The organism is Pseudomonas sp. Snoq117.2, from assembly GCF_900110545.1.
In the GTDB taxonomy this organism is placed as follows: Bacteria; Pseudomonadota; Gammaproteobacteria; order Pseudomonadales; family Pseudomonadaceae; genus Chryseomonas; species Chryseomonas benzopyrenica.
Window position 1 is genome coordinate 1 of record NZ_FOED01000015.1, and the last position, 22,468, is coordinate 22,468.

Annotated in this window: 21 protein-coding genes and 3 pseudogenes; 20 read left to right on the top strand and 4 right to left on the bottom strand. The window is 60.0% G+C overall.

What is annotated here, in order from left to right:
• The 14 genes and pseudogenes from BMZ43_RS22450 to BMZ43_RS22515 all read left to right on the top strand — a co-directional run.
• The coding region (locus BMZ43_RS22450; RefSeq protein WP_143075317.1) for an integrase core domain-containing protein at positions 1-314 on the top strand (314 nt) is incomplete at its 5' end.
• A gap of 10 nt (positions 315-324) precedes the next feature.
• Positions 325-2,181, top strand: coding sequence for an asparagine synthase (glutamine-hydrolyzing) (gene asnB / locus BMZ43_RS22455; protein ID WP_093256800.1), 1,857 nt, complete (start codon positions 325-327; stop codon positions 2,179-2,181).
• Between the two features lie 70 nt (positions 2,182-2,251).
• Entirely contained in the window at positions 2,252-3,451 is a 1,200-nt protein-coding gene (locus BMZ43_RS22460; protein WP_093256806.1) for an MFS transporter, read from the top strand.
• 16 nt (positions 3,452-3,467) lie between these two features.
• A pseudogene (locus BMZ43_RS22465) lies at positions 3,468-3,557 on the top strand (LysR family transcriptional regulator); the annotation flags it as partial.
• A 147-nt stretch (positions 3,558-3,704) separates the two neighbouring features.
• Positions 3,705-5,273 carry a ParB family protein gene (locus tag BMZ43_RS22470; protein WP_177344850.1) on the top strand — a complete coding sequence of 523 codons (1,569 nt, stop codon included), beginning with the start codon at positions 3,705-3,707 and terminating at the stop codon, positions 5,271-5,273.
• A gap of 29 nt (positions 5,274-5,302) precedes the next feature.
• Complete coding sequence (locus BMZ43_RS22475) at positions 5,303-5,863, top strand: DUF2857 domain-containing protein (RefSeq protein ID WP_093256814.1); 561 nt, start codon at positions 5,303-5,305, stop codon at positions 5,861-5,863.
• Between the two features lie 2 nt (positions 5,864-5,865).
• Positions 5,866-7,083, top strand: coding sequence for an STY4528 family pathogenicity island replication protein (locus BMZ43_RS22480; protein ID WP_093256819.1), 1,218 nt, complete (start codon positions 5,866-5,868; stop codon positions 7,081-7,083).
• A gap of 511 nt (positions 7,084-7,594) precedes the next feature.
• Positions 7,595-8,113: a PFGI-1 class ICE element type IV pilus protein PilL2 gene (locus BMZ43_RS22485; RefSeq protein ID WP_177344851.1), complete on the top strand. Its 519-nt coding sequence runs from the start codon at positions 7,595-7,597 to the stop codon at positions 8,111-8,113.
• Positions 8,114-8,136: 23 nt separating this feature from the next.
• Positions 8,137-8,781, top strand: a complete 645-nt coding sequence (locus tag BMZ43_RS22490; RefSeq protein WP_143075318.1) for a hypothetical protein — start codon at positions 8,137-8,139, stop codon at positions 8,779-8,781.
• Complete coding sequence (locus tag BMZ43_RS22495) at positions 8,778-9,491, top strand: TIGR03759 family integrating conjugative element protein (RefSeq protein WP_093256829.1); 714 nt, start codon at positions 8,778-8,780, stop codon at positions 9,489-9,491. Before BMZ43_RS22490 ends, BMZ43_RS22495 begins: the two co-directional genes overlap by 4 nt.
• The gene (locus BMZ43_RS22500; RefSeq protein ID WP_093256834.1) at positions 9,476-10,075 is read left to right on the top strand and encodes a transglycosylase SLT domain-containing protein; all 600 of its coding nucleotides are present in this window, start codon (positions 9,476-9,478) and stop codon (positions 10,073-10,075) included. Before BMZ43_RS22495 ends, BMZ43_RS22500 begins: the two co-directional genes overlap by 16 nt.
• A complete protein-coding gene (locus tag BMZ43_RS22505) occupies positions 10,072-10,596 on the top strand; it encodes an integrating conjugative element protein (RefSeq protein ID WP_093256838.1) in 525 nt (174 codons plus the stop codon). The genes BMZ43_RS22500 and BMZ43_RS22505 overlap by 4 nt, the downstream gene beginning before the upstream one ends.
• Before the next feature lie 8 nt (positions 10,597-10,604).
• On the top strand, positions 10,605-12,695 hold the full coding sequence (gene traD / locus BMZ43_RS22510; protein WP_093256843.1) for a type IV conjugative transfer system coupling protein TraD: 2,091 nt from the start codon (positions 10,605-10,607) through the stop codon (positions 12,693-12,695).
• Positions 12,688-13,410 carry an IncC plasmid conjugative DNA transfer DtrJ family protein gene (locus BMZ43_RS22515; RefSeq protein WP_093256847.1) on the top strand — a complete coding sequence of 241 codons (723 nt, stop codon included), beginning with the start codon at positions 12,688-12,690 and terminating at the stop codon, positions 13,408-13,410. Before traD ends, BMZ43_RS22515 begins: the two co-directional genes overlap by 8 nt.
• A 117-nt stretch (positions 13,411-13,527) precedes the next feature.
• Here BMZ43_RS22515 and BMZ43_RS22520 read toward each other — a convergent pair whose 3' ends face one another.
• Positions 13,528-14,502: a KpsF/GutQ family sugar-phosphate isomerase gene (locus BMZ43_RS22520; protein ID WP_093256852.1), complete on the bottom strand. Its 975-nt coding sequence runs from the start codon at positions 14,500-14,502 to the stop codon at positions 13,528-13,530.
• A 403-nt stretch (positions 14,503-14,905) separates the two neighbouring features.
• Here BMZ43_RS22520 and BMZ43_RS27520 point away from each other — a divergent pair, with 403 nt between their 5' ends.
• The gene (locus tag BMZ43_RS27520) at positions 14,906-15,067 is read left to right on the top strand and encodes an IncC plasmid conjugative DNA transfer DtrJ family protein (RefSeq protein ID WP_371913902.1); all 162 of its coding nucleotides are present in this window, start codon (positions 14,906-14,908) and stop codon (positions 15,065-15,067) included.
• Positions 15,068-15,477: 410 nt separating this feature from the next.
• Here the strand turns inward: BMZ43_RS27520 and BMZ43_RS22525 are convergent, their stop codons facing one another.
• A complete protein-coding gene (locus BMZ43_RS22525) occupies positions 15,478-15,921 on the bottom strand; it encodes an Rrf2 family transcriptional regulator (RefSeq protein WP_093256856.1) in 444 nt (147 codons plus the stop codon).
• A 120-nt stretch (positions 15,922-16,041) separates the two neighbouring features.
• On the opposite strand from BMZ43_RS22525, the gene BMZ43_RS22530 reads away from it, so the two are divergent.
• On the top strand, positions 16,042-16,929 hold the full coding sequence (locus BMZ43_RS22530; RefSeq protein WP_093256859.1) for an NAD(P)/FAD-dependent oxidoreductase: 888 nt from the start codon (positions 16,042-16,044) through the stop codon (positions 16,927-16,929).
• A gap of 175 nt (positions 16,930-17,104) precedes the next feature.
• On the opposite strand, the gene BMZ43_RS26280 is transcribed toward BMZ43_RS22530, so the two are convergent.
• Together BMZ43_RS26280 and BMZ43_RS22540 are read right to left on the bottom strand one after the other, a co-directional pair.
• Positions 17,105-17,353: a hypothetical protein gene (locus tag BMZ43_RS26280; protein ID WP_143075320.1), complete on the bottom strand. Its 249-nt coding sequence runs from the start codon at positions 17,351-17,353 to the stop codon at positions 17,105-17,107.
• A gap of 563 nt (positions 17,354-17,916) precedes the next feature.
• Complete coding sequence (locus tag BMZ43_RS22540) at positions 17,917-18,174, bottom strand: hypothetical protein (RefSeq protein WP_093256869.1); 258 nt, start codon at positions 18,172-18,174, stop codon at positions 17,917-17,919.
• Positions 18,175-18,788: 614 nt separating this feature from the next.
• Here BMZ43_RS22540 and BMZ43_RS22545 point away from each other — a divergent pair.
• From BMZ43_RS22545 to BMZ43_RS22560, 4 genes and pseudogenes are all read left to right on the top strand, one after another.
• Positions 18,789-19,152: pseudogene (locus tag BMZ43_RS22545) on the top strand (IS30 family transposase); the annotation flags it as partial.
• A gap of 314 nt (positions 19,153-19,466) precedes the next feature.
• Positions 19,467-20,093: pseudogene (locus BMZ43_RS22550) on the top strand (paraquat-inducible protein A); the annotation flags it as partial.
• The gene (locus BMZ43_RS22555) at positions 20,083-20,745 is read left to right on the top strand and encodes a paraquat-inducible protein A (protein WP_093256968.1); all 663 of its coding nucleotides are present in this window, start codon (positions 20,083-20,085) and stop codon (positions 20,743-20,745) included. The pseudogene BMZ43_RS22550 and the gene BMZ43_RS22555, both read left to right, overlap by 11 nt.
• Positions 20,729-22,375, top strand: a complete 1,647-nt coding sequence (locus BMZ43_RS22560; protein ID WP_017639461.1) for a PqiB family protein — start codon at positions 20,729-20,731, stop codon at positions 22,373-22,375. The genes BMZ43_RS22555 and BMZ43_RS22560 overlap by 17 nt, the downstream gene beginning before the upstream one ends.
• Positions 22,376-22,468 lie beyond the last annotated feature (93 nt).

Genomic DNA, 22,468 nt, shown 5'->3' on the forward strand with positions numbered 1-22,468 from the left:
TACTGTTTCATTCCGATCAGGGCAGCCAATACGCTAGCCGCCTGTTTCGGCAACGGTTGTGGCGATATCGGATGGAACAGAGCATGAGCCGCCGGGGCAACTGCTGGGATAACTCGCCGATGGAGCGATTGTTCCGCAGTTTGAAATCGGAGTGGATTCCACAGACCGGTTACCTGACAGCTCAGGAGGCCCAACGGGACATCAGTCATTACCTGATGCACCGCTACAACTGGATCAGGCCGCATCAATTCAACGATGGGCTACCGCCTGCGGTGGCCGAAGAAAAACTTAACCCACTGTCCGGGATGGGTTGACCACTACACAATGTGTGGCATTACTGGCTGGCTGTCTTTCAGCCAAGATCTTAACCTCCAGCGTTCTACCTTGCAGCGCATGACCGAAACGATGACGCGACGAGGACCTAACGCGGGCGGCCTGTGGATTGATGGACCAATTGGATTCGGACATCGACGCCTCTCCATCATTGACCTCGAAGGCGGTCGCCAGCCAATGACGGCGGCCTTCGGCCGCGACCCTGAGGCGGTAGCCATCACCTACAGTGGCGAGGTCTATAACTTCCAGGACCTCCGGCGTGATCTGCAAGTACTCGGACATCATTTCGAAACTCGCAGCGACACCGAGGTAGTCCTACACGCCTATCTGGAGTGGGGCTATGACTTCGTCGAACGACTCAATGGCATGTACGCCTTCGCGATCTGGAACAGACGCAAGCAAGAACTACTACTAGTCCGTGACCGGATGGGGGTCAAGCCGCTTTATTACTTTCCGACTGCCGATGGCGTTATTTTTGGCTCCGAGCCCAAAGCCTTGCTGGCGAACCCTCTGGTACCTCGCAAGATTCAAGCAGACGGTCTGCGTGAAATCCTTGAGATGGTGAAAACCCCAGGGCAGGCCATCTTTGCTGGCATGCGCGAAGTGCTCCCCGGCGAATGGGTCAGGATTGCCCGGAGTGGTCTGCAACGGCAGCGTTACTGGAAGCTTGAAGCATGGGAGCACGAGCACTCGTTGGACCAGACCATTGGCCACACGCGTGATCTACTCGAAGACATAGTTGAGCGTCAGGTCGTTTCGGATGTGCCCTTGTGTAGCCTGCTTTCAGGCGGACTCGACTCTTCTATCATCACAGCGCTGGCATCGCGCAAGCTGCTTGCAGCGGGAAAAGAGAACATCCGCTCTTTCTCGTTGGATTTCGCTGATCATGGCCAGGGCTTCGCAAGCGATGCTGTTCGAGGCACGGCCGATGCACCCTTCGTGACGGACTTTGTGCAGCAGATCCAGTCCCACCATGGCGAGGTCGTCCTCGACAGTCGGGAACTTGCCGATCCGCAACTGCGGGCTCAGGTTATCCGAGCGTTGGACCTACCCCCCGCCTTTTGGGGCGATATGTGGCCGTCGCTTTACCGACTCTTTGAAGAGGTCCGACGGCATTCTACTGTCGCCTTGTCCGGAGAAAGCGCAGACGAAGTGTTCGGCGGCTACCGCTGGTTCCACGATCCAGTTGCCATCCAAGCGCGCACTTTTCCCTGGCTGACTTCCGTGACGGAAAAATATTTCGACGGCAAGACGTTGTTCGATCCAGGATTACTAAACCATCTGGATATGCACAGCTTCCTGCAGGACAGCTATTCGCAGGCTATTGCTGAAGCGCCCGGCTTGCCGGGTGAGACTGCCGGTGATCGCCGGATGCGGGAAATGAGCTACGTCAACTTGACCCGCTTTGTACAGACGCTACTAGATCGCAAGGACCGGATGAGCATGGCGGTTGGATTGGAAGTAAGAGTGCCATTCTGCGACCACCGTCTGGTTGAATATGCATTCAATATTCCCTGGCAGATGAAGGCCTTCGACGGTAGAGAAAAGAGCATTCTGCGCGCGGCGACACGCGACCTTCTGCCAGCGTCCATCGTCGAGCGCGTGAAGAGCCCCTACCCCTCGACGCAAGATCCCGCTTACGAGCAGGGGCTACGCAGAGCCCTAGCCGCTATCCGGGAAGACTCGAATGCGCCCGTCCGCCCCTTCCTCGACTTCACCCGTGTAGAGGCAGCGTTAGAAAGGCCCCTTGGCGCCCACTCGCCTATGTATGACCGCATGGGTATGGAACTCGCGGTCGGGCTTGACACTTGGCTGCGGGAGTACGACGTCAGCGTCGAGCTTTTCTAGCTACTTGGGGCGACCGCCGCGTCGCCTCTTCACTTCCTATTTACCGACTCACCTCCGTGAGGACTTTGTCATGCCTTCAAATCGTACTTCACCCACCTATCTCATCGCCCTGGGCGCATTCGCCCTTGGGATGGCCTCCTATGTGACAGCAGGGCTCATCCCGCTCATCCAAAGCTCCCTCTCAGTGTCAGTGGCCATGGCGGCCCAACTGGTTACCGCCTTTACCCTTGCTTATGGCATCGGCTCGCCTGTGTTCGTCGCCCTTGTGCCGCCCAACCGGCAACGTACTGGACTGTTACTCGCCCTACTGGTCTTCGTACTTGCGAACGCAGGAAGCGCCCTTTCTGATAGCTTTCTGACGCTTGTAGTTTGCCGCGCAATCGCCGGTATCGGTGCCGGTGTCTACCTCGCCATGGGCATTGCTGCCGCCGCATCGCTCTCTACTCCGGAGCGCCGCGGCAAAGGTATCGCCGTAATTCTGGGCGGCATGGCCAGCGGTGTGGTCCTTGGTGTACCTCTGAGTTTGCTATTGGCTGACCAATGGGGCTGGCAAGCAGCTCTATGGTTGATCACGCTCCTGGGCGCTGTGAGCTGGGCGGGCCTTTACCTGCGTCTGCCAGAGCTACCCAAGGCGACCGCCAGCTCCCTTGGCCAAAAACTCGCCATGCTCGGCGATGGTCGAGTCCTGACCATTTTGCTCGTGTCGTTGCTAGCGGCTGTATCCAGCCTCGGCATGTATACCTTCATCGCCCCTCTGCTGTCCGACCCTGCCTACGGTGGTATCCACTCTGTTACGCCCTATCTCTGGGTATGGGGTATTGGAGGTGTACTAGGAAGTTTCTTAATTGGCCCCTTGGTTGATCGCGTTCGTGGTGCGGTGCTGACGCTGGCGATCATGGTCATCCTCGCCGTGTCTATGCTCTTTCTTCCTCAAACCGCACAGTGGAATCACTGGCTTGTCATGCTGCCCATCGCCGCTTGGGGCGCAGTCGGCTGGGCCTTGCAGGTACCGCAGAACAACGAGCTGATACAGGCGCGCCAGCACCATGGTGATGGCAACCTTGCAGTGGCCTTGAATGAATCAGCCTTGTATTTGGGTAGCGCTCTTGGTGCGGCTGCAGGCGGGTTCGTTCTACTGCTCGAACAACCGGTCGGTAATCTGGCGCTCTACGCTGCCGGCGTAGCCACGCTTGGCGCCTTTGCCCAACTGTTCCTGCTACGCCAGAAAGGCACGGCATCCCATCACACCTATCTCGATTCTAAACACTGACTAAAGGAGAAAGGCGGTGGAACTGCGCCACTTACGCTGTTTCATCGCCGTCGCAAAAGAACGTCATTTTGCCCGGGCAGCGGCAAGACTGCATATCGAGCAGTCGGTTTAGGGAGAGCGCCAGAAGCGATTTAACCCTGGTATCTCCTGTCGGTCGTGCGCTATGAGGGCGTTTCCACCGACAGTGGCACCGTTTGCAGGGGCCACGGAGACCGGACCTATTCACCCCTACTCAATTGACCTTACGTCTGCCATGCACACGTATCCTCATGAAGCCACCGGCTCTGACGAGCCGATCAAACCTGACTCGCTTGACCCGCTGGCTCGATCAGTTTCCGGCGATGCCGAATCCCATTCATCTCGACAGGGTGCTCCCGCTAAGGCTCAGCAAGCTGGCCAGGTAGAAGATTCTCTTCTCGAGCCCGAAACGTACAAGGCAGGAACGGCTTACGAGTCACTACGGATTGTCACCCTCGACGAACTGCGTCCCTTTGATCATAACCCCCGTACGGTAAGGAATCCGGCCTATGACGAGATCAAGGCCTCGATCCGCGAGCGTGGTCTGGACAGCGTACCTGTCATCACGCGGCGTACTGGCGAGTCTCACTACATCATCTACAGCGGAGGTAATACGCGCCTGTCGATCCTGCGCGAGCTCTATGCCGAAACCGGTGAGGAGCGCTTTTTCCGGCTGACTTGCCGGTATCGTCCGTGGACCGAGCGTGGCGAGCTGGAGGCACTGACGGGCCACCTAGCCGAGAATGAACTCCGTGGCAGCCTGACCTTCATCGAACGCGCCAAGGCCATCCAGCGGGCGCAAGCGCTTTACGAGCAAGAAGCCGGACGCACCCTCTCCCAATCCGAACTGGCACGGCGCCTCAACGCGGATGGCTATCCCGTTCGCCAATCCCACATCAGTCGCATGCAGGAAGCGTTGCGCTATCTGCTACCGGCCATACCTACCGTGCTATACGCCGGCCTTGGACGGCATCAAGTGGAGCGCCTTGCGATTCTAAGACGGGCTTGCGAACGTACCTGGCAGCGTCTGGCAAACCACTGCGAGCGCCACACCTTTGCCGAATTGTTCCAACACGTAATGGCGCAATTTGATTCTGCGGGCGAGCACTTTTGCCCACGACGCGTACAGGACGAGCTGATCGCACAAATGGCAGCAGCGCTCGGGATGCATTACGAGGCGCTGGCACTGGACATCGATCATCAGGAAACGCGCCAACGTGCGCTCTCGCAAACGCCACCGCTCGGTCCGCACGCACCGGGGCAGACATCTAATGAGCCCGGCTCAGGTACCACTCCACGGCTCATGGCCATTCAGCAGTTAATTGCCCGCCATACCGGTGAGCCCTTCGCGCAGCCGGGAAACAAGTCCCACATGGCTCAACCTTCTCTGGGCAGGGATAAATCCAGCGGCCATGCGACGCCCCCTGAATCTGTGCGCACCCAACCTGAGCACCTGCGGGAGCAGATTGCTCACCTTGCGCAGCAGCTGGCTCGAGACGCAGGTGTCGAGCCCTACGTGATCTCCGAGCCAAGCCACCTGGGCTTCTCCTGTACGTGGCCGAGCGATGCCCATGCCCTTCAGCCCGCCGCGCGTACCGTGTTGCTCCTGCTTCACGCGCTCAACGGCACCGCTCACATGCTACCCCTGGTCGACCGCGCAGTCCTTGCCGATGGACTCGGCGCGCTCTTGCAGGGTCAGGCGGGCGAGATCGCCCCACTAAGTGGACCTGCGCTCTCACTGCTATTCCGGCTCATCCGCCACACCCGTCGCCTCAACCGCCTAGAGGCCGGTTCTTTCTCTTGATCCTGTGCACTGTTCCGAGAACCTCTGTCATGTCGACCAGCCACCCTCTGAACCAAGCCGTACTGACCCAAGCCCTGCACCACTTACATCACGGCGAGCTTCGCCGCTGCCAAGCGATGGGATTTGACGAGGAGGAGCTGGCCGCCTTAAAGCAGCCGGACCTGGTCAGCCTTCTGGTGAACGCGCCAGTCTCATGGTGCACGGTGTCGATTAATCGCGACGTGATCAAACGTCTGCTCGGACAATCTGCCGATGTGGGTCAGGAGATCGCGCAGATTGATCGCATGCTGCGCCTGGGTAGCAGCAGCGAGATGGTCAGTCACCGCTTCGGGCTCACCCACCAAGAGGTTGCCTTACGCCGCAAGGTGCTGGGCTTACCCAAGCGCAAAGGCCGTTACCCCGCGCTGGACGATGCGCAGGACGCCGCGCTCTGGCGGCAATGGAAAACCGAGGTGGCGCAGCGAGGGCTATCAACCGAGGACGAAACCGCCATGCTCGAGCTGGCCATGGAGCTTGCCGAGGCGTATGAAGTACCGCTGGCCGTTCTCTGGTCGTCGGTTCGTCGTTGGACCGGTCAACAGGGAGTGTAGGCATGGCCCACGCGGCATTGCGACGCGCGAGTCCCGCGCCCCTGACAGCTGTCTTCAATGACGTCCTGCGCACTCTCAAACCATCCCCAAAAGCAGACGGCACACCCCAGGATGGTTTCCTCTACAGCGGTAACCGCCACGACAGCCTACCGCGCGCGCTACTGCTTGATCGGCGCCTGACGCCGCTAGAGCGCAACACCTGGCAGGTTTTGCACCTGCTGCTGGATCGTAGCGGCCTGACAGCCTTTCCGACCTACGATCGGCTCCGTCCGTACTTGGCGGTTATGCCTTGCGCCGCGCAAGCGTCCAATGAAACCGTAGCCCGCGCTCTAGCCCTCCTCCGACTGACGCGCTGGCTGAGCCTCGTCAGGCGACAACGTGATCCTCACACCGGCCGTATCCAGGGCAACCTCTATGTCCTGCACGATGAGCCTCTCACGCCGTTCGAAGCAATCCAGCTGGATCCGGACTATCTGAAGCTGGTGAGCCAGGCGCTGAGCCACGCGGCGAAGGCAGTGCAGGTGGTCGCGCGACAGGTGCTAAAGGAGGTAACTGAAGATCCGCAGGTCAATCAGCGGAGCCTTCCCACTCGCCTGCAGATTATTGCTCAACGTCTCGCTCAGCAGGGCTGGACGGACAAAGGCGTACTGGCGGTAACGGACCCTGAAATCCCGAAATCCGAAGACAGTACGCCCGCACCGTCTTCGGATTTCGAAGCAGGGGCAATCCCTGATTCTGACGACACCCTTCGGAATCCGAAGGCAGACCGTACTGTACGTAAAGTAGATAAAGAATTAGTACGTACGAAGATGACTGAGTCTAACGACCTCGTACTACCCCCACGCTTTCTTACCCTTGACCGCGAGCAACAGTCCGGCGCTCTGGCAGCACTCAAGCTCGTGGAGCCTGCACAGCGACAGCCGATTCTCGATGAATGGGCAGCCCGGTGCGAACGCTCTGCGGTTCGCAATCCAGCGGGCTACCTGTTCGGCATCATCCAGAAAGCCCTGCGTGGCGAATTCAATCGCGCTGCAGCGTCTACGTCTATGCCTACCCCACCACCGCTGCCGCCTGAGCTGACCCCGATCGTTCCTGCCGAATCGCCACCCACGCGTGCGGCGTGCCAGACGTCGCGAAATCCTGAGGTAGGTCGGGCTCACTTGGATCAACTGCGATCAGCGCTGCGTCTCCCTCCACGGGACGCTATCCCCAGGGGATAGCTCACCGGCCGAGGGCACAGGTCATCCCGCACACGGGCAGATCAACAAAAACGGTCCTGGCATGACCGACCACGCACCTCCTTGCTGAGCTATCCCCAGGGGATAGCTCGAGAACTCCCAGATGGGGTCGTGGTAACGGGATCTCCGGTACTCAAGTCAGCGCCACTGTCCTTCGGAAGCTATCCCCTGGGGATAGCTCCAGGACTCATGCTGGATGCAGACCTCTCACTATCTTGGCTTCCTGCATGGGCTGCAGTGCAGTCGCGGACCTGATCTATCTCCTGGGGATAGGTGACGGGACCCAAGATAAATCGCGTCTCTTAGATAAATTTCGCATAGCCCAGTAAGGCTTATCCCGGAGCTATCCCTAGGGGATAGCTACCACACGGCTCGCAACAGACGCGCTTAGCTAACACCTAGCGAAAACTGGTAAAGCCCCAGTACGCCTTAATCGCAGCCTCCAGACGGCCCTGCATTGGAAAGTAGGGACTCGCCTTCTCGGGAGTCTTCCATGCGCGCATCCTACGCCACCGCTTGCCTTATCCCTGCCTGCACCGGGGCTGTTCTGGGCCTACTGCTCCAAGGCTGCACCCCACTGCCATCCGACCCAGCAAGCGCGCTGTCCGACACCCCTCTTGTGCGCTCGCCAGCGCCCATGCCGGAACAGGATCTTTTGGTTGTCCGCCAGGGGCGCTACACCCTGGTCGAGCAAGGACCTGAACTTGCTCAACGTAATCTGATGCGCCAGGTTGTGGACGTTTCCATCCCTGCCGGCGCCGACCATACCGTGGGCGATGCCCTGCGCTATGTGCTGATCCGCTCCGGCTTTTCGCTGTGCGAGACGCAAGAGGCGGCTCAGCTCTATGCGCTGCCCTTGCCGGCCGCACACCTGCAGTTGGGTCCGCTGCCGCTGCGTGACGCCCTGCAGACTCTGGCAGGCCCTGCCTGGACGCTACAGGTTGATTCGTTCGCTCGGCATGTGTGCTTTGCACCTGCGCCCACCCATCCAACCGAGGGCCGGCCATCGTGAGGGGGCGAGCGTCCTTTCTGGCCATGCGTGCTGATCGTCTACAACGCCTGGGCGGCGCCGCCTGGTTACTCGCACTCAGCATCATGATCGTGCATGACCACGTGGGCCAATCGCGCCTGCGTCAGCAACTAGCGCAACACAATGACCAGCCGAACCTTCATGCGCTGCAGGCAGATATGGCCACCCTCACCACCCGATTGGATGCCCTGCCAACGCCAGAGCGCCTGGTCAGCCCAGCCGAGCTAAGCGCGGTACGTGAGGGCCTTAAAGCCAGCCTGGCTGCCGTTGTCCAGCAACAAGAAAAGCATGCCCAGGCTGCGGACGTGCTGACCTTGCAACAACGCACTGACCGACTTGAGGCTCAGTTGCACGCCCTGATGCACCAAGCAACGGCGCCTCGCGAGAAGCGCCGAACACCGGCACGACCTGCCCCAAAGGCCAAGGCGTCCAAGCCGCCCTTTCAGCTACTCGGTGCAGAGCAACGTGGCGGGCACACCTTCCTGTCCCTGTTACCTGCTCATCAGCAAGGGCTCAAGGCCGTCACGTTACTTCGCGTGGGCGAGTCCTTGGGCCACTGGCAGCTCACGGGCTTGAGCCAGGACACCGCAACATTTCGGGTGAATGGCCAGGTGCGGCGTATGCCACTGCCTGGAGGAGACACGCGATGACACCACGGTTACCCGCTACCGCGTTGCTCAGCCTGGTCCTTAGCTCACTTCAGGCTGTTCAGGCAGCTCCTGCGCCCACCGACCACGACCAGACGCGTTGGAGCGAGACCCAACACAGCCGCCTCGTGCTGAGCGAGGACGCACAGGCCAAGGCATGGGGTCTGCAGGCCAATGAATGGGTCCGCTATCGCGAGCTGATGCAGGGACCGCTAGGTATCTACGCGCCGCACCTGGACCCGTTGACTGCCCTGGGTATCGAGGCGCGCAGTGACGAAGAGCGTGCGCGCTATGCGGAGTTGCAGGTCAGAGCCGAGGCCCGACGCGTCGAGAAACTGCTGACCTATCAGCGCGCCTACGACGCTGCCTGGCAGCGCCTTGCGCCTGACTTGCAGCGGGTCACGCTCGAGGATGACAAGGTGGCAGAGGAAGCGCGCCTTTCCGTGTTCGTCAAAGCGGACTGCCCGCCCTGCCTTGAACGTGTCCGGCAGTTGCAGGCACAGGGTCGGGCCTTCGACCTGTACCTGGTGGGTAGCAAAGGCGATGACGCACGACTACGGCGTTGGGCACGTCAGGCTCGCCTGGATCCCACGCGCGTTCAGCAGCGGACCATCACCCTCAACCATGACAATGGCCGCTTTCAGTCGCTGGGTCTTGCCGGCGAATTGCCCGTCGTCGCACAGCGGGTGAATGGACAATGGCAGCGACAGTAGCCACGCCAACAAGGCGCCGTCGAGCAGTCGCTGGCCTGGCGTTTTTGTTGTCGGCTTTGGCCAGCGTCGCCACCTGGGCGCAACCTCAGCTGCCGCCTCCGGCCTATCAGCTTGCAGCCCAGCAAGCCGGCGTTCCCTCTCTGGTTCTGTACGCCATAGCACTGCAGGAAAGCGGCCGACGTTGGCAAGGACGGTCAGTGCCGTGGCCCTGGACCCTGAACGTGGCTGGCGAGGCCAAGCGGTTTGCCAATCGCCATACGGCGTGCACCGGCCTGTTGCAGGCCATGGACACTACCCCAGACCGCAAAATCGACGTAGGTCTCGGCCAGATCAACCTGGGTTACCACCGCCATCGCGTCACCCACCCTTGTGACTTGCTAGACCCCTATCAAAACCTTGCGATTGCCGCTGCGATCCTCGTCGAGCAGCGCGCAGTTGCTCCTGACTGGCCATCTGCCATGGGCCGCTACCACCGCCCGGCCGGTGGTGCCCTTGCCGCACGCTATCAGCGCCTCGTCCAGGCGCATCTGGATCGCCTACAGGGTCAGGTAGCCAACGGACTGCAGGTGGGAGGATTGCCATGAGAGCCGGGTTCGGAAAACGTGCGCTGTTCGTACTCGGTACGGGATGGCTATCCCTGCAGGCAGTGGCGGACCCACTCATCGTGGTGGGTCACGAGGGAGGTGTTTCCACCCAGCCGTACTTCGAGCCATTCAAACGAACAGCTCCACCACGCACGGCCACTGTGACGCCTTTTTCTGCCGATGCTCATGAGGCTGAGGCCGCAATGCTACCGGTGCGATCACAAAGACTGCTTCCCGGCGAAGCTTCGACACGAGCGCTCCAGGCACCTGGGCTTAGCCCTCTGTTTCTCATCGGGGATGATGAGTATTCACGTCAGTGGCTGCGCCAGCAGCAACGGCGGCTGAAGGAGCAGCGGGCCATCGGCCTGGTGGTGAATGTCGACACTGCCGCGGCTTTGGCCAAACTTCGGCGCCTGGCCCCCGACCTCCCCCTCATTCCAACCTCGGGGGATGACCTCGCCCAACGCCTGGGGCTGCACCACTACCCTGTGCTGCTCCTGCCAATAGCGAATGACCGGTAGCGCAGGTCATGTCCCATCCGACCGGCTATGAGCGCTGGCTTCGTCCAGCCGTGGAGTTGTACAGCGTTGTCACCTGCATGCTAGCGGCTGGCCTTGTTGCACTCACTCCCGAAACGCTCGGGCTATCGACCCCAATGGCCTCGTTCGCTACAACGGCATTCCTATGCCTCGGCGCCGTACGGCTGTTTCAGGCTCATCGCATCCTGCGCTACCGACGCAATCTCCAGCGGCTACCTGCCTACACCTTGTCCAGCGCTGCGATACCGGTCAGCACGCAGACGCTGTTCATCGGCCGTGGGTTTCGCTGGGAGGCGCGGCATACCCAACGCTTGCTCGAGACCTATTTGCCGCAGTGCCGCCGCTATGTCGAGCCAAGCCGGTACGACCGCCTTATCCAACACCTTTTCAAACAGTCTTCGCGGCGCGCTCACCTGGCTCAAGCCGCCATTGGCGGCTTGCCCCGCCTGCATGGCGTCGAGCCTGACGAACAAGACGTCTGCCTACCCTTGAACGAGCGCGTGGGCCATACGCTGGTACTGGGTACCACGCGGGTCGGCAAGACGCGGCTGGCCGAGCTCTTCATCGCGCAGGACATCCGCCGCCGCAATGCGCAGGGCGAGCATGAGGTGGTCATTGTGTTCGATCCCAAAGGCGATGCAGATCTGCTCAAGCGGATGTACGCTGAAGCCAAGCGCGCCGGCCGTGAGCAGGAGTTTTTGGTGTTCCACCTAGGCTGGCCAGACAGCTCGGCTCGGTACAACGCCGTGGGCCGTTTTGGCCGTATCTCCGAGGTGGCTACTCGTCTTGCCGGGCAACTCTCCGGTGAAGGCGATAGCGCCGCCTTTCGCGAGTTTGCCTGGCGCTTCGTCAACATCATCGCTCGCGCGCTGGTAGAGCTAGGTCAGCGCCCTGACTATCGGTTGATCCAGCGCTATGTCATCAACATTGATGCGCTGTTTATTCAGTACGCCGAACATTACTTCGCCACACGCGAACCCGAAGCGTGGGAGGCGATCCTCAAGCTTGAGGCGGGACTGAACAACCGTAATCTGCCGCGACACATGATTGGGCGGGAGATCCGGGTCGTTGCCCTCGAGCAGTACCTTTCCAATACGCATCACTTCGATCCAGTGCTCGATGGCCTGCGCAGCGCCGTACGCTACGAGCGCAGCTTCTTCGACAAGATCGTGGCTTCCCTCCTACCCCTGCTGGAGAAGCTCACCACGGGCAAAATCGTCCAGTTGCTCTCGCCGGACTACGAGGATCTGCAAGATCCGCGGCCGATCTTCGACTGGCTGCAAGTCGTTCGCCAACGCGCCATTGTTTATGTGGGCCTGGATGCCCTGTCCGATGCCGAGGTCGCCGCAGCCGTAGGCAATTCCATGTTCGCGGATCTGGTTTCGGTGGCGGGACACCTCTACAAGTTCGGCGTCGACAGCGGATTACCCGGCGGCAAGCCAGGCACCAAGCCCACCATTAATCTGCACGCCGATGAGTTCAACGAACTGATGGGCGATGAATTTATCCCCCTGGTCAACAAGGGCGGCGGCGCTGGCGTTCAGGTGACAGCCTATACCCAGACCCTGTCGGATATCGAGGCGCGGCTAGGTAATCGCGCCAAGGCAGGTCAGGTGATTGGCAACTTCAACAACCTGTTCATGCTGCGGGTACGCGAAACAGCCACGGCCGAACTGCTGACCCGCCAACTCCCACAGGTCGACGTCTATACACCCACGCAATCCAGTAGCGTCACCGACACTTCTGATCCACAGGCCGCCAGCGCCTTCACCTCTAGCACTCAAGATCAGCTCGTGGGCAGCCGCCGGCCTCTGATTGAGCCTGCTCATCTCGTCGCGTTACCCAAGGGGCAGTGCTTTGCGCTGCTTGAAGGCGGTGCGCTGTGGAAGGTGCGCATGCCCTTACCGCTACCAGACGCCGATGATGATTTACCGGCTGATCTTCGCGCACTGACTGCTGCCATGCGCCAGCACCCGTTCGGACCCAAGACGGCTGAGCAATCTGGCGAATCAGACTCACCACTCCGGCCCCCCCCAGCGCCACCGGCGACATCGGCTGCGGAGGCATCTCCTCATGAGTGAAGCCGTAAACGCTTGGCCGCGTCGTTACGGAGGATTTACGCAGCTTCTACTACTGCCCTTTACGGTCCTGGGCCTGCTGTGCGCCGCGCTGCTACTTCGGCTTTTGCTGGAAGGCTTTGGCATGTTGCTCGTTTGGCCGGATATCCGTAGCCAGCATGCGCAAATGCTTTACGAGCAGGATCGACGCGATCTCGCCCGCACGCCTTGGGCGGATAGGTGGCGGTCTATTTCCCGTATGTGGCTAGATACCAAACGCTCAGTACAGCGTACGGCGCTATCCAACCCATGGATCGAGCTGCAGGGCAGGCTTTCAGCCGTACCCAGCATCCTGGGCCACAAGACGCCGCGCTTACCTTGGGTAAAAGAACGCTCGTGGTTAAAAGAGGCTTTATCTGCAGCCCGGCACAGCGCGCTGAGCGTTGGCATACGAAGCCTACTGCTGCTTCAGGCTCTGCCTTTGCTGATACTGAGCGTGCTCGTAGGAGTCGTGGACGGCTTGGTCCGACGGCAAGTGCGTCGCTTCAACGTACAGCGGGAATCGGGCTATCTTCATCACCGCGCGAAGGTCCTCTTCCTTCCGCTCACGCTGCTGCCAGGGTTTATGTACCTCGTGCTTCCACTTTCCCTATCTCCAAGTGGCTTCGTGATTGCAACCGCTACGACATTGGCGCTGGTAGCCAGTGTAGTGATGGGGTCGTTCAAGAAATACCTATAGCATCATGCCGCTCGCCACCGGTAACCGTAGCGTGCCGTTTATAATGTGCTATCAAAACTACCTCATCGATGGCACCGGCCTAATGCTCGGCGCGTTAGCCACTTAATATAAGCTGGCTTACAGTACCCCAGCGCGCAACAAGTCACCTATGTTGAGGGCACCGATCGGGCACAGCTTTTCATCAATCACCACTAGGGCGTTGATCTTGTGCTCTTCCATGATCTTCAATGCTTCAGCGGCGAGCATCGGGGCGGTGGCGGTTCGAGCATCGCGGGTCATCACGGTTGCGATGGGCGTGCTTCTAACATCAATGCCGCGATCCAAGGCACGGCGCAGATCGCCATCGGTAAAGATGCCGGCGAGACGGCCGTCGGCGGCCAGCACGCTGGTCATCCCTAGGCCCTTGCGCGACATCTCCAGCAGGGCATCGCATACCAGCGCGTCTTCGCTCACCCGCGGTAGGTCGGTGCCGGCATGCATGACACTCTCCACCTTAAGCAGCAGGCGGCGACCTAGGGCCCCTCCCGGATGGGAGAAGGCAAAGTCTTCTGCGGTGAAGCCACGGGCTTCGAGCAGGGCGATAGCCAGGGCATCACCCAGCACCAGAGCGACGGTGGTGGAAGAGGTGGGCGCTAGATTGAGCGGGCAGGCCTCGGTGGTGACGCTGGTGTCCAGGTTGACGTCTGCAGCCTTGGCCAATGGCGAGGCGGGGTTGCCGGTAAAGCTAATCAGGGCAACACCCAGGCGTTTGATCAGCGGTAGCAAAGTTAGGATTTCGCTCGAGGTACCCGATTGGGAGATGGCGATAATGACGTCGTCGCGAGTGATCATGCCCATGTCGCCATGGCTGGCTTCGGCCGGATGCACAAAGAAGGCCGGACTGCCAGTGCTTGCCAGTGTCGCAGCGATCTTGTTGCCGATATGGCCGGATTTACCCATCCCCAAGACGACGATGCGACCGTGGCAATTGAGCAGCAATCGGCAGGCCTTGGAGAAGCTCTCTTCAACGCGGGCGCTCATAGCAGCCAACGCTGCTCGCTCTATATCTATGGTGCGCTTTGCGGAGGCAATGAAATCTATTGAATCAGGCATGGGTTCAGGTCGGATGCGGAATAATCCGAAATTATATGGGCAAAGCCCTGCCGACCATCAACCGCTATCCTGATGTTCAACAAGCTGTTATGGGATGGGCCATCCCTCTGGTCAATAAGGCGGCAGCGCTAACGTTCAAACTAAGGCCTATACCCAGACTCTATCGGATATCGAGGCACGGATCAGTAATCGCATTCGGCACGCGCAAGTGCTCTATGAGCAAGAGCTGCATGACCTTGCCAGCACGTCTTGATTAGATCGATGGCAGCCTCTTTTGCTCACGTGCCTATAGACCAAGCGCTCACCGGTGCTTGCCGCGTTATCTATCCGCTGGATCCAGCTAGATCGCGCGCTCCCACACGCGCTCAGCATCCTTGGCCACAAGATTCTACGTTTACCTTCAATGGAAGGTCCGTGGCCAAAACATGCTTTGTCGGTGGTCCGCTACAGTGCGGTTAGCGTTGGCGTACGAAGCCTGGTGCTGCTTCAGGCCGCACCTGTGCTGATACTGAGCCTGCTCGTGGGCGTCATTGACGGCTTAGTCCGACGCAAGGTGCGCCGCTAACATTCAGTGGGAATAGGACTACCTTCATCACCGCGTAAAAGCTCTCTTTCTTGCGCTCACGCCGCTGCCAGGATGCGTGGATCTTATGCTGCCGGTCAGCCTATCCGTTGTCAGCTTCGTAACTGTTAGCGCGATCGTGTCAGCCTGACGGCCGCAATCACCGCCGGGTCGTTCAAGATGCATTTCTGATGAACATGTTTGGCTGTTCAAGGCAGTGACTGTCAGTCCCGACTACGACACGTTTCACGTGGAACGCTATCTTACGGCTCAGGACAATGAGCGTTGCTGATGCACACGGCGCCCTTACCGGTCAGCCCATCGAGCGAAGCACGATAAACGTATGACGAGTGTCCTATCACCTTACTCTACGCAAGAATAGCTGTGAGGATCAGGTGCGCCGCATGAAGACGTTACGCTTTGGTAGTCTCGAGCCGCTCAGCGTGCCGCCCGAAATCATCGGCTAGCTGCTGCAGCGTGATCCTTCGCAGGCGCGTCAGCAACAAGGCCTGTGCGGCATCGAACGCCTCTGTTAGCGCATTGTTTACGGCTCTCTCGACCAGACATTCAGGATGATCCGTAGCCAAGCCTATTGCGAAAATCGACGACGACCCGAGCGCCTGGTGGATATCCAGCAGTGTGATCTCTGCAAGTGGCTTTGCCAGCATCCACCCTCCGCGGTGACCCTTTTCGGAGCGGACATACCCCTGTTTCTTGAGCAGCGCCATCGTTCTGCGGACCACCACCGGGTTAGTGCTCAGCATCTGCGCCAGAGTATCAGACGTGGCGGGTAGCTCATGACGAGCCATGTGGATCAGCGTATGCAACATCCGTGATAGGCGGGTGTCATTTCTCATGGATAGAAAGCCTCATTCAAGCCGCCCAGCATCTCTCGACACAGCAAAAGTTACAAGAGCTTGATTTGTCCTTTCACGTAACTTATGTTGTTTCCTGAAATTTATTAGAGGCCTGATTCCATGATCTACGATGTGATCGTCGTGGGTGGCAGCTACGCCGGTATGTCCGCCGCCATGCAACTGGCCAGGGCGCGGTGCACTGTATTGGTGATTGATGCGGCACAACGCCGAAACCGATTCGCGGCTGCGTCCCACGGTTTTTTAGGGCAAGACGGTCGCAGTCCTGATGCGATTGCAGAGCAAGCACGGCAGCAGCTTCTGGCCTATCCCTCCGTTACCTGGCATGAAGCGGCTGCGGTAAGAGCAGAGAAAGATCTCGAGGTGATCACGGTCACCACGAGTGATGGCGACACGTTCAGCGCCCATCGGCTGATTCTGGCTTCCGGTGTGAGCGATGAGTTGCCAGATACTCCTGGCTTGGCTGAGCGCTGGGGGCGACAGGTCTTCCATTGCCCCTACTGCCATGGGTATGAACTAGACAGGGGAGACATTGGTGTCCTGGCCAGTTCGCCACTGGCTATGCATCAGGCCCTGATATTGCCCGATTGGGGACCAACAACCTTGTTCCTCAACGACGCCTTTCAGCCTGATGCGGATCAAAGCGAGGAGCTTGCCCGGCGTGGTGTTTCGCTGGAGCAGGAGCCGGTTCGGTCCATCGGGGGAGAGCAGTTAGACCTGACGCTCGCAAGCGGTCGAGTGGTCTCTCTCGCTGGGCTGTTCGTCCAATCGCGCACACATCTGACAAACCCGTTGATCGGCCAGCTTGGTCTTGCGGTTGAAAGTCGCCCCCTGGGAGACTTCCTCACGGTAAATCATACGGGGAAAACCAGCGTTGCAGGCGTGTTTGCCTGTGGCGATGTGGCAGTCGCTGCCGGTAACGTGGCTGTCGCCGTAGGTGATGGGGCTCGCACAGGTAGTGCGGTTCACCAATCGTTGATTTTTCGCTGAGCGAGGCCGTTTTAAACCGAACGTCTTCTCTTAGATCATCGGTCACTGCTGCCGGTGATTAACTTCCGCTGTTGTCTTTACGGACGCTCTACTGCTGATTCTCCGTAGGCCAAGCTAGCGCACCTGCCAGCCCTAAGTTATCTGACAGGTGCAGCGTCATTGCTTAAGAGCGTTGTTAATGTCGAGCTTCTGTCAGCGCGCGGCGATAGAGCACGACAACATCATCAAGCAACTCGCGCATCATCGACGCGAGCAATTGCTGGCGAAGCTCCCCCTCACCTTTTGAATCAGAGGCCAACTGATCTAACAGATCGTTCAGCACTGAAACATGCAACTCCGCTTCGGCTTCCGGCTGGAAGTCGGGCTGGCGCGCTCGAAGCGAAGGCGCTGGAAAAGGAACGATGGTGCTAGTGCGACTAGTCATGGCACACCTCCATGCGAGAGGTAAGACAGGTAGTCGGATGTGCCAGGCGGAGCCCGGGCTTAAAAGGAAGTCGGTGCATTCGGCATGCTCCTCGGACAGGTTGAAGAGCCACTCATACCGTTTCGACTCGGTAAGGGTGGCGAACCGTACGGGGGTCGAAATACCGGCGTCCGAGGGAACCGGCCAGGCAAAAGCCTGCCCCGCACGGTCCGCCATAGAATCGCAGTGCTCGATGCATCGCAAAGACCACTACGCTATGGCGCCTTTCCGCGCCCTCAGACAACTCGGGTTTCGACTCCCGGTCGTGAGATTGACCACGACAGCCAAAATCTAACGCCCGATGCACCCAGTTGCAACCGACAAGCCGTTTCGCAGGCTGTGTGCAAAGTACCTGAGAAGATGGCCCTACCTTCTAGGCTCATCTGCTTGCTCAACGGATAGAGCCGCCCCGACGCCATGAGCATAAACGCAACGCCGAATTAATCGTCTTCAGTGGGCAAGACAAGCGCACCTGTCAGTCCTAACCGGCCCAACAGGTGCAGCGTCTTCAGGTGAAGCTGTAGTTAATATCTCGCTTCTGTCAGGGCTTGGCGGTAAAGCACGACAACATCGTCAACCAATTCACGCATCATCGACGCAAGCAACTGCTGGCGAAGCTCCCCCTTCCCCTCTGCATCAGATGCCAACTGATCTAACAGATCGTTCAGCACTGAAACGTGCAACTCCGCTTCGGCTTCCGGCGTATCTAGCTGGAAGTCGGATTGGCGCGCTCGAAGCGGAGGCGTTGGAAAAGGCACAATGGTGCTGGTGCGACTAGTCATGACGTACCTCCATACAGGAGGTAGAACACGCTTTTAGGTAGGCCAGGCGGAGCCCGGGCTTGAAAGGAGGACGAGGCATTTTCCTTTTACTCCTTGGACAGGTTAAGGAACCGCCTACCCGCCTTCTCACGAGCATAGGAGGCGGACCGTGCAAGGGTGAGAATCCGGCGTCCAAGGGAACCGGCCAGGCAAACGCCTGCCTCACACGGCCCGCCATAGAGGAGCGTTAGCGCAGTATGCAAATACTGGCTAAGCACTATGACGCTACCGCACCTTGGACAACTTCCAGGTTCTCACGCCCGGTCGTGGGATTGACCACGACAGGCAAAATCTAACGTCCGCTGCCACCCTTTGCAACCAACAAACACACTAGCGTGTTCACCGCTTTTTAGACGCGGTCGACCTCCACAAACATCGCGTACGCCTCAATCCGCATGCTTTTTTTTGCCGAAAGCCTAATTTTCACCGCTTGCCTCCAGCATCTCGGCAGCTGCCATAAGCGTTCAAGGATCAAAATGGCATTGGCGTTAGAGGTCAGTTTTATATTAAGGCGATATCGACACGCCCAGCTGATGGAGCTGGGTCAGAAGCGTCGGCGGTTTGAGTACCGCAGTGAGGACTTCAGCGCCGCGCTCAATGGGATGCCGCTGACGATGTGCAAGAGCATGACGTACGTCCAAGGGTGAGCAACGGCACGACATGCTGAAATCACCCCAAAAACCGGCGTGGCGGTCTACGTCTGTGCTCCGCACAGCCGGTGGCAGCGTGGTAGCAACGAAAACATTAATGGTCTGATCCGCCCATACCTGCCCAAGGGAGCGGATTTTTCGGTACAGCTATGAGGAACCGGATGCCATCGCGCTGTGGCTGAACAGGCGAACGCCTAAGCGCTTTGACTTCAAGTGCCTCATCGAAGTGATGGGTGACGTGATGCCAAAGGCCATCGCTATGCAGCATGATGCGCCAGCTTCAATTCAGCTCCTGCAACCGCTCAGGGGCGATCCCATGTTCGGGGGCTTGCCTTTAGAAGTTCACGTTCAGACGCATGGGTTCACCGCTAGCCTGGCAGGGGCGGCTTGGATATTGCCTGTGTTTCGGTCGAGGCCGGCGCGCATAACGTAGACCTAAGGCGCTCATCTAAAGCCTCTCTTTGCCCAGCAAATTAACATACGTGCGAAAATGTATGTAAAATGCTGCGCTGCTTGGCTTACAGTTATCACGCCTGCCGGTAAGAACTAAGCCTAGGTGTCTAACCCCATGCTTTCGTCCAGAAGGGCTATTTAGGTAGCCACATGTCGACCCCGTTCCTATCTTCTTCCACGTCTGCTGCCGATACGCGCCTGGTGATCTGCGAGCACTGCGATTCGGTGCATCGCCTCGAGCCCCTCGCGGCGGGCGAGCGGGCGCATTGCCTACGCTGTGGCGCCTTGCTCTATCGCGCCAGCCGCCTCGACATCCAGGGGCTGCTGGCCCTGGCGGTCGCTGCGGCGGTGCTGTTCGTCATCGCCAATGTCGGGCCCATCCTGCAGTTGAGCTTTAGCGGTCTACACAGCGAGGCGACGCTGCTCGAATCCGTGACGGCCATGTGTGGCGGCTTCGCCGGCCCCATGGCGCTGGTGGTGGCCATAACCCTGTTCGTGGTGCCGCTGCTGCAGATCCTCTTGCTGCTCTGGGTGCTCGGCTTCGCCCAGGCCGGACGTCGTGCCCCCGGTTTCGCCACGGCCATGGTGATCCTGCATTACCTGCGGCCCTGGAGCATGATCGAGGTCTTTGTGCTCGGCGCCCTGGTGGCGATGATCAAGCTGGCCGGCTTGCTGCACGTGGTGGTGGGCCTAGGGCTGTTCGGCATGGTCGGGCTGATGGTGGTCCTCTTGATCATCGCCAAACGCGACCTGCACCCGCTATGGGATGCCGTCGGGAGTGCAAGTCTTGAATTCACGAGCCCAGCCGCCTCGTGCTCACGAGATGGGCCTGTGCCTGTGCCACGTCTGCGGCAAGGTCTGCCCGGCGCCGCGCCGGCACAAGGCTGGCTGCCCGCGCTGTGGCTCGGCGCTGCACCGGCGTAAACCTAACGCCTACGCCAGGACCTGGGCCTACCTGATTGCCGCGCTCATCCTTTATATCCCCGCCAACACCCTGCCAGTGATGTTTACCGGTGCTCTCGGACAGGGTGCAGAAAGCACCATTCTCGAAGGGGTAATCGAATTTTGGGAGGGTGGTTCCTGGGGCGTCGCCCTGGTGATCTTTATCGCCAGCGTGGCGGTGCCCTCTATCAAGTTTCTGGTGCTCGGCACCCTGCTGGTGAGTTGTCAGAGACACAGCGACTGGGCGATGGCTCAGCGCGCCCGGCTCTATCGCTTCGTCGAGCTGATCGGCTACTGGTCGATGCTCGACGTGATCGTGGTAGCCCTGGTCTCGGCGCTGGTGCACTTCGGTGCCCTGAGTTCGGCGGCGCCGCGCCTGGGTATCGTGTTCTTTGGTTTCGTGGTGGTGCTGACGATGCTCGCCGCGATGAGTTTCGATCCCCGCTTGACCTGGGATGCAGAGGTGAACGATGACGGACAGGCATGAACCCGACGCCCTGGCGCCTACCCCCGAGGTACGCCGCAGTCGCTGGAGCGTATCGCTGATCTGGCTGGTGCCCATCGTGGCGGCCCTGATCGGGCTGTCCATGGTGATCCACAGCTGGGCCTCGCGCGGACCGACCATCACGGTGACCTTTCTCACCGCCGAAGGGCTGGAAGCCGGCAAGACCCAGGTCAAGTACAAGAACGTGGTGATCGGCACCGTCAGCGACATCCAGCTGGCGCCGGATCGCAATCGGGTGATCACCACCATCGAACTGGAAAAGTCCGCCGAGGGCTTCGCCACCAAGGACGCGCGCTTCTGGGTGGTACGACCGCGCTTCGGCGTCAACGGCGTCTCCGGGGTCGACACCCTGGTGTCGGGCGCCTTCATCGGCGCCGACATCGGCGATTCCACCGAGTCCCACCGCGACTTCCGCGGCCTGGAGCAGCCGCCGGCGCTGATCCACGGCGCCTCGGGCAAGAGATTCATCGTCACCGCCGACGACATCGGCTCTCTGGATGTCGGCTCGCCGGTCTACTACCGGCGCATCCAGGTCGGCCGGGTGGTGTCCTTCCACCTCAACCAGGATGGCAAGGGCGTCAGCGCCCAGATCTTCGTCGATTCGCCCTACGACCGCTTCGTCACCGCCAACAGCCGCTTCTGGAACGCCAGCGGCGTCGATGTCTCGCTCAGCGCCTCCGGACTCAAGCTCAATACCCAGTCGCTGGCCACGGTGGTGGCGGGCGGCATCGCCTTCGTCACTCCGGAATGGCCTAAGGATCCCGAGGCGGCCCAGGAAGACCAGAGTTTCACCCTGTTCGACGACCAGACCAGCGCCCTGGCCCCGCCGGATGGCGAGCCCATCTATGTGCGGATGAGATTCCAGCAGTCGTTGCGTGGCCTCGCCACCGGCGCGCCAGTGGAATTCCTCGGCATGAACGTCGGCCGGGTAGTTTCCCTGACCCCCGACTACGAAGATGCCCAGGATCGCTTCTCGCTGATCGTCGGCGCGGTCATCTATCCCCAGCGGCTGGGTGATGTCGGCAAACGCATCGAGACCAAGGACCGCGACGGCAGGCTGTTCGCCGGCTGGGTGGCCCGTGGCCTGCGCGCCCAGGCCCGTACCGGCAACCTCTTGACCGGACAGCTCTACATTTCCGTCGACTTCGTGCCCAATGCGCCCAAGGTGGCCTTCGATCCCCAGGCCAAGCCGCTGTCGATCCCCACCGTCACCGGCAGCTTTGATCGCCTGCAGGAGCAGATGGCCGGCATCGTCAACAAGATCGACAAGATCCCCTTCGATTCCATCGGCAAGAATCTCGACACCAGCCTGGCGCAGCTCAGCGGCACCCTCAAGCAGCTCAACGCGGGCGTCCTGCCGCAGCTGACCACCACCCTGATGGGCGTGCAGCAGCTCACCGGCAGCGCCAGCCAGAGTCTGGGTGCCGACTCGCCGGTGCAGCAGAACCTGACCCAGACGCTCGAAGAGATGCAGCGCATGGCGCGCTCCCTGCGCGTGTTCGGCGACTACCTCGGCCGCCATCCGGAATCCCTGATCCGCGGTCTGGTGACCGATCCGCCGCCCAAGTTCGAACCGGGCTCCCGCGATCCCGCCAAAGGAAAATTGCAATGAAGCGCCTGACCTGCCTGGCTCTGCCCCTGCTGCTGGCCGCCTGTTCGTCCAAGGCGCCGCTCAACTACCACACCCTGACCAGTGCCGCGGAGC

Coding starts and splice junctions, on each gene's coding strand:
- BMZ43_RS22490 (WP_143075318.1), top strand. CDS start 8,137: ATGCGTGCTGATCGTCTACAACGCCTGGGCGGCGCCGCCTGGTTACTC.
- BMZ43_RS22540 (WP_093256869.1), bottom strand. CDS start 18,174: ATGACTAGTCGCACCAGCACCATTGTGCCTTTTCCAACGCCTCCGCTT.
- BMZ43_RS27520 (WP_371913902.1), top strand. CDS start 14,906: ATGGAAGGTCCGTGGCCAAAACATGCTTTGTCGGTGGTCCGCTACAGT.
- BMZ43_RS22525 (WP_093256856.1), bottom strand. CDS start 15,921: ATGAGAAATGACACCCGCCTATCACGGATGTTGCATACGCTGATCCAC.
- BMZ43_RS22505 (WP_093256838.1), top strand. CDS start 10,072: ATGAGAGCCGGGTTCGGAAAACGTGCGCTGTTCGTACTCGGTACGGGA.
- BMZ43_RS22515 (WP_093256847.1), top strand. CDS start 12,688: ATGAGTGAAGCCGTAAACGCTTGGCCGCGTCGTTACGGAGGATTTACG.
- BMZ43_RS22495 (WP_093256829.1), top strand. CDS start 8,778: ATGACACCACGGTTACCCGCTACCGCGTTGCTCAGCCTGGTCCTTAGC.
- BMZ43_RS22485 (WP_177344851.1), top strand. CDS start 7,595: ATGCGCGCATCCTACGCCACCGCTTGCCTTATCCCTGCCTGCACCGGG.
- BMZ43_RS22555 (WP_093256968.1), top strand. CDS start 20,083: ATGCCGTCGGGAGTGCAAGTCTTGAATTCACGAGCCCAGCCGCCTCGT.
- BMZ43_RS22530 (WP_093256859.1), top strand. CDS start 16,042: ATGATCTACGATGTGATCGTCGTGGGTGGCAGCTACGCCGGTATGTCC.
- BMZ43_RS22470 (WP_177344850.1), top strand. CDS start 3,705: ATGCACACGTATCCTCATGAAGCCACCGGCTCTGACGAGCCGATCAAA.
- BMZ43_RS22560 (WP_017639461.1), top strand. CDS start 20,729: ATGACGGACAGGCATGAACCCGACGCCCTGGCGCCTACCCCCGAGGTA.
- BMZ43_RS22520 (WP_093256852.1), bottom strand. CDS start 14,502: ATGCCTGATTCAATAGATTTCATTGCCTCCGCAAAGCGCACCATAGAT.
- BMZ43_RS26280 (WP_143075320.1), bottom strand. CDS start 17,353: ATGACTAGTCGCACTAGCACCATCGTTCCTTTTCCAGCGCCTTCGCTT.
- traD (WP_093256843.1), top strand. CDS start 10,605: ATGTCCCATCCGACCGGCTATGAGCGCTGGCTTCGTCCAGCCGTGGAG.
- BMZ43_RS22475 (WP_093256814.1), top strand. CDS start 5,303: ATGTCGACCAGCCACCCTCTGAACCAAGCCGTACTGACCCAAGCCCTG.
- BMZ43_RS22500 (WP_093256834.1), top strand. CDS start 9,476: ATGGCAGCGACAGTAGCCACGCCAACAAGGCGCCGTCGAGCAGTCGCT.
- BMZ43_RS22480 (WP_093256819.1), top strand. CDS start 5,866: ATGGCCCACGCGGCATTGCGACGCGCGAGTCCCGCGCCCCTGACAGCT.
- BMZ43_RS22460 (WP_093256806.1), top strand. CDS start 2,252: ATGCCTTCAAATCGTACTTCACCCACCTATCTCATCGCCCTGGGCGCA.
- asnB (WP_093256800.1), top strand. CDS start 325: ATGTGTGGCATTACTGGCTGGCTGTCTTTCAGCCAAGATCTTAACCTC.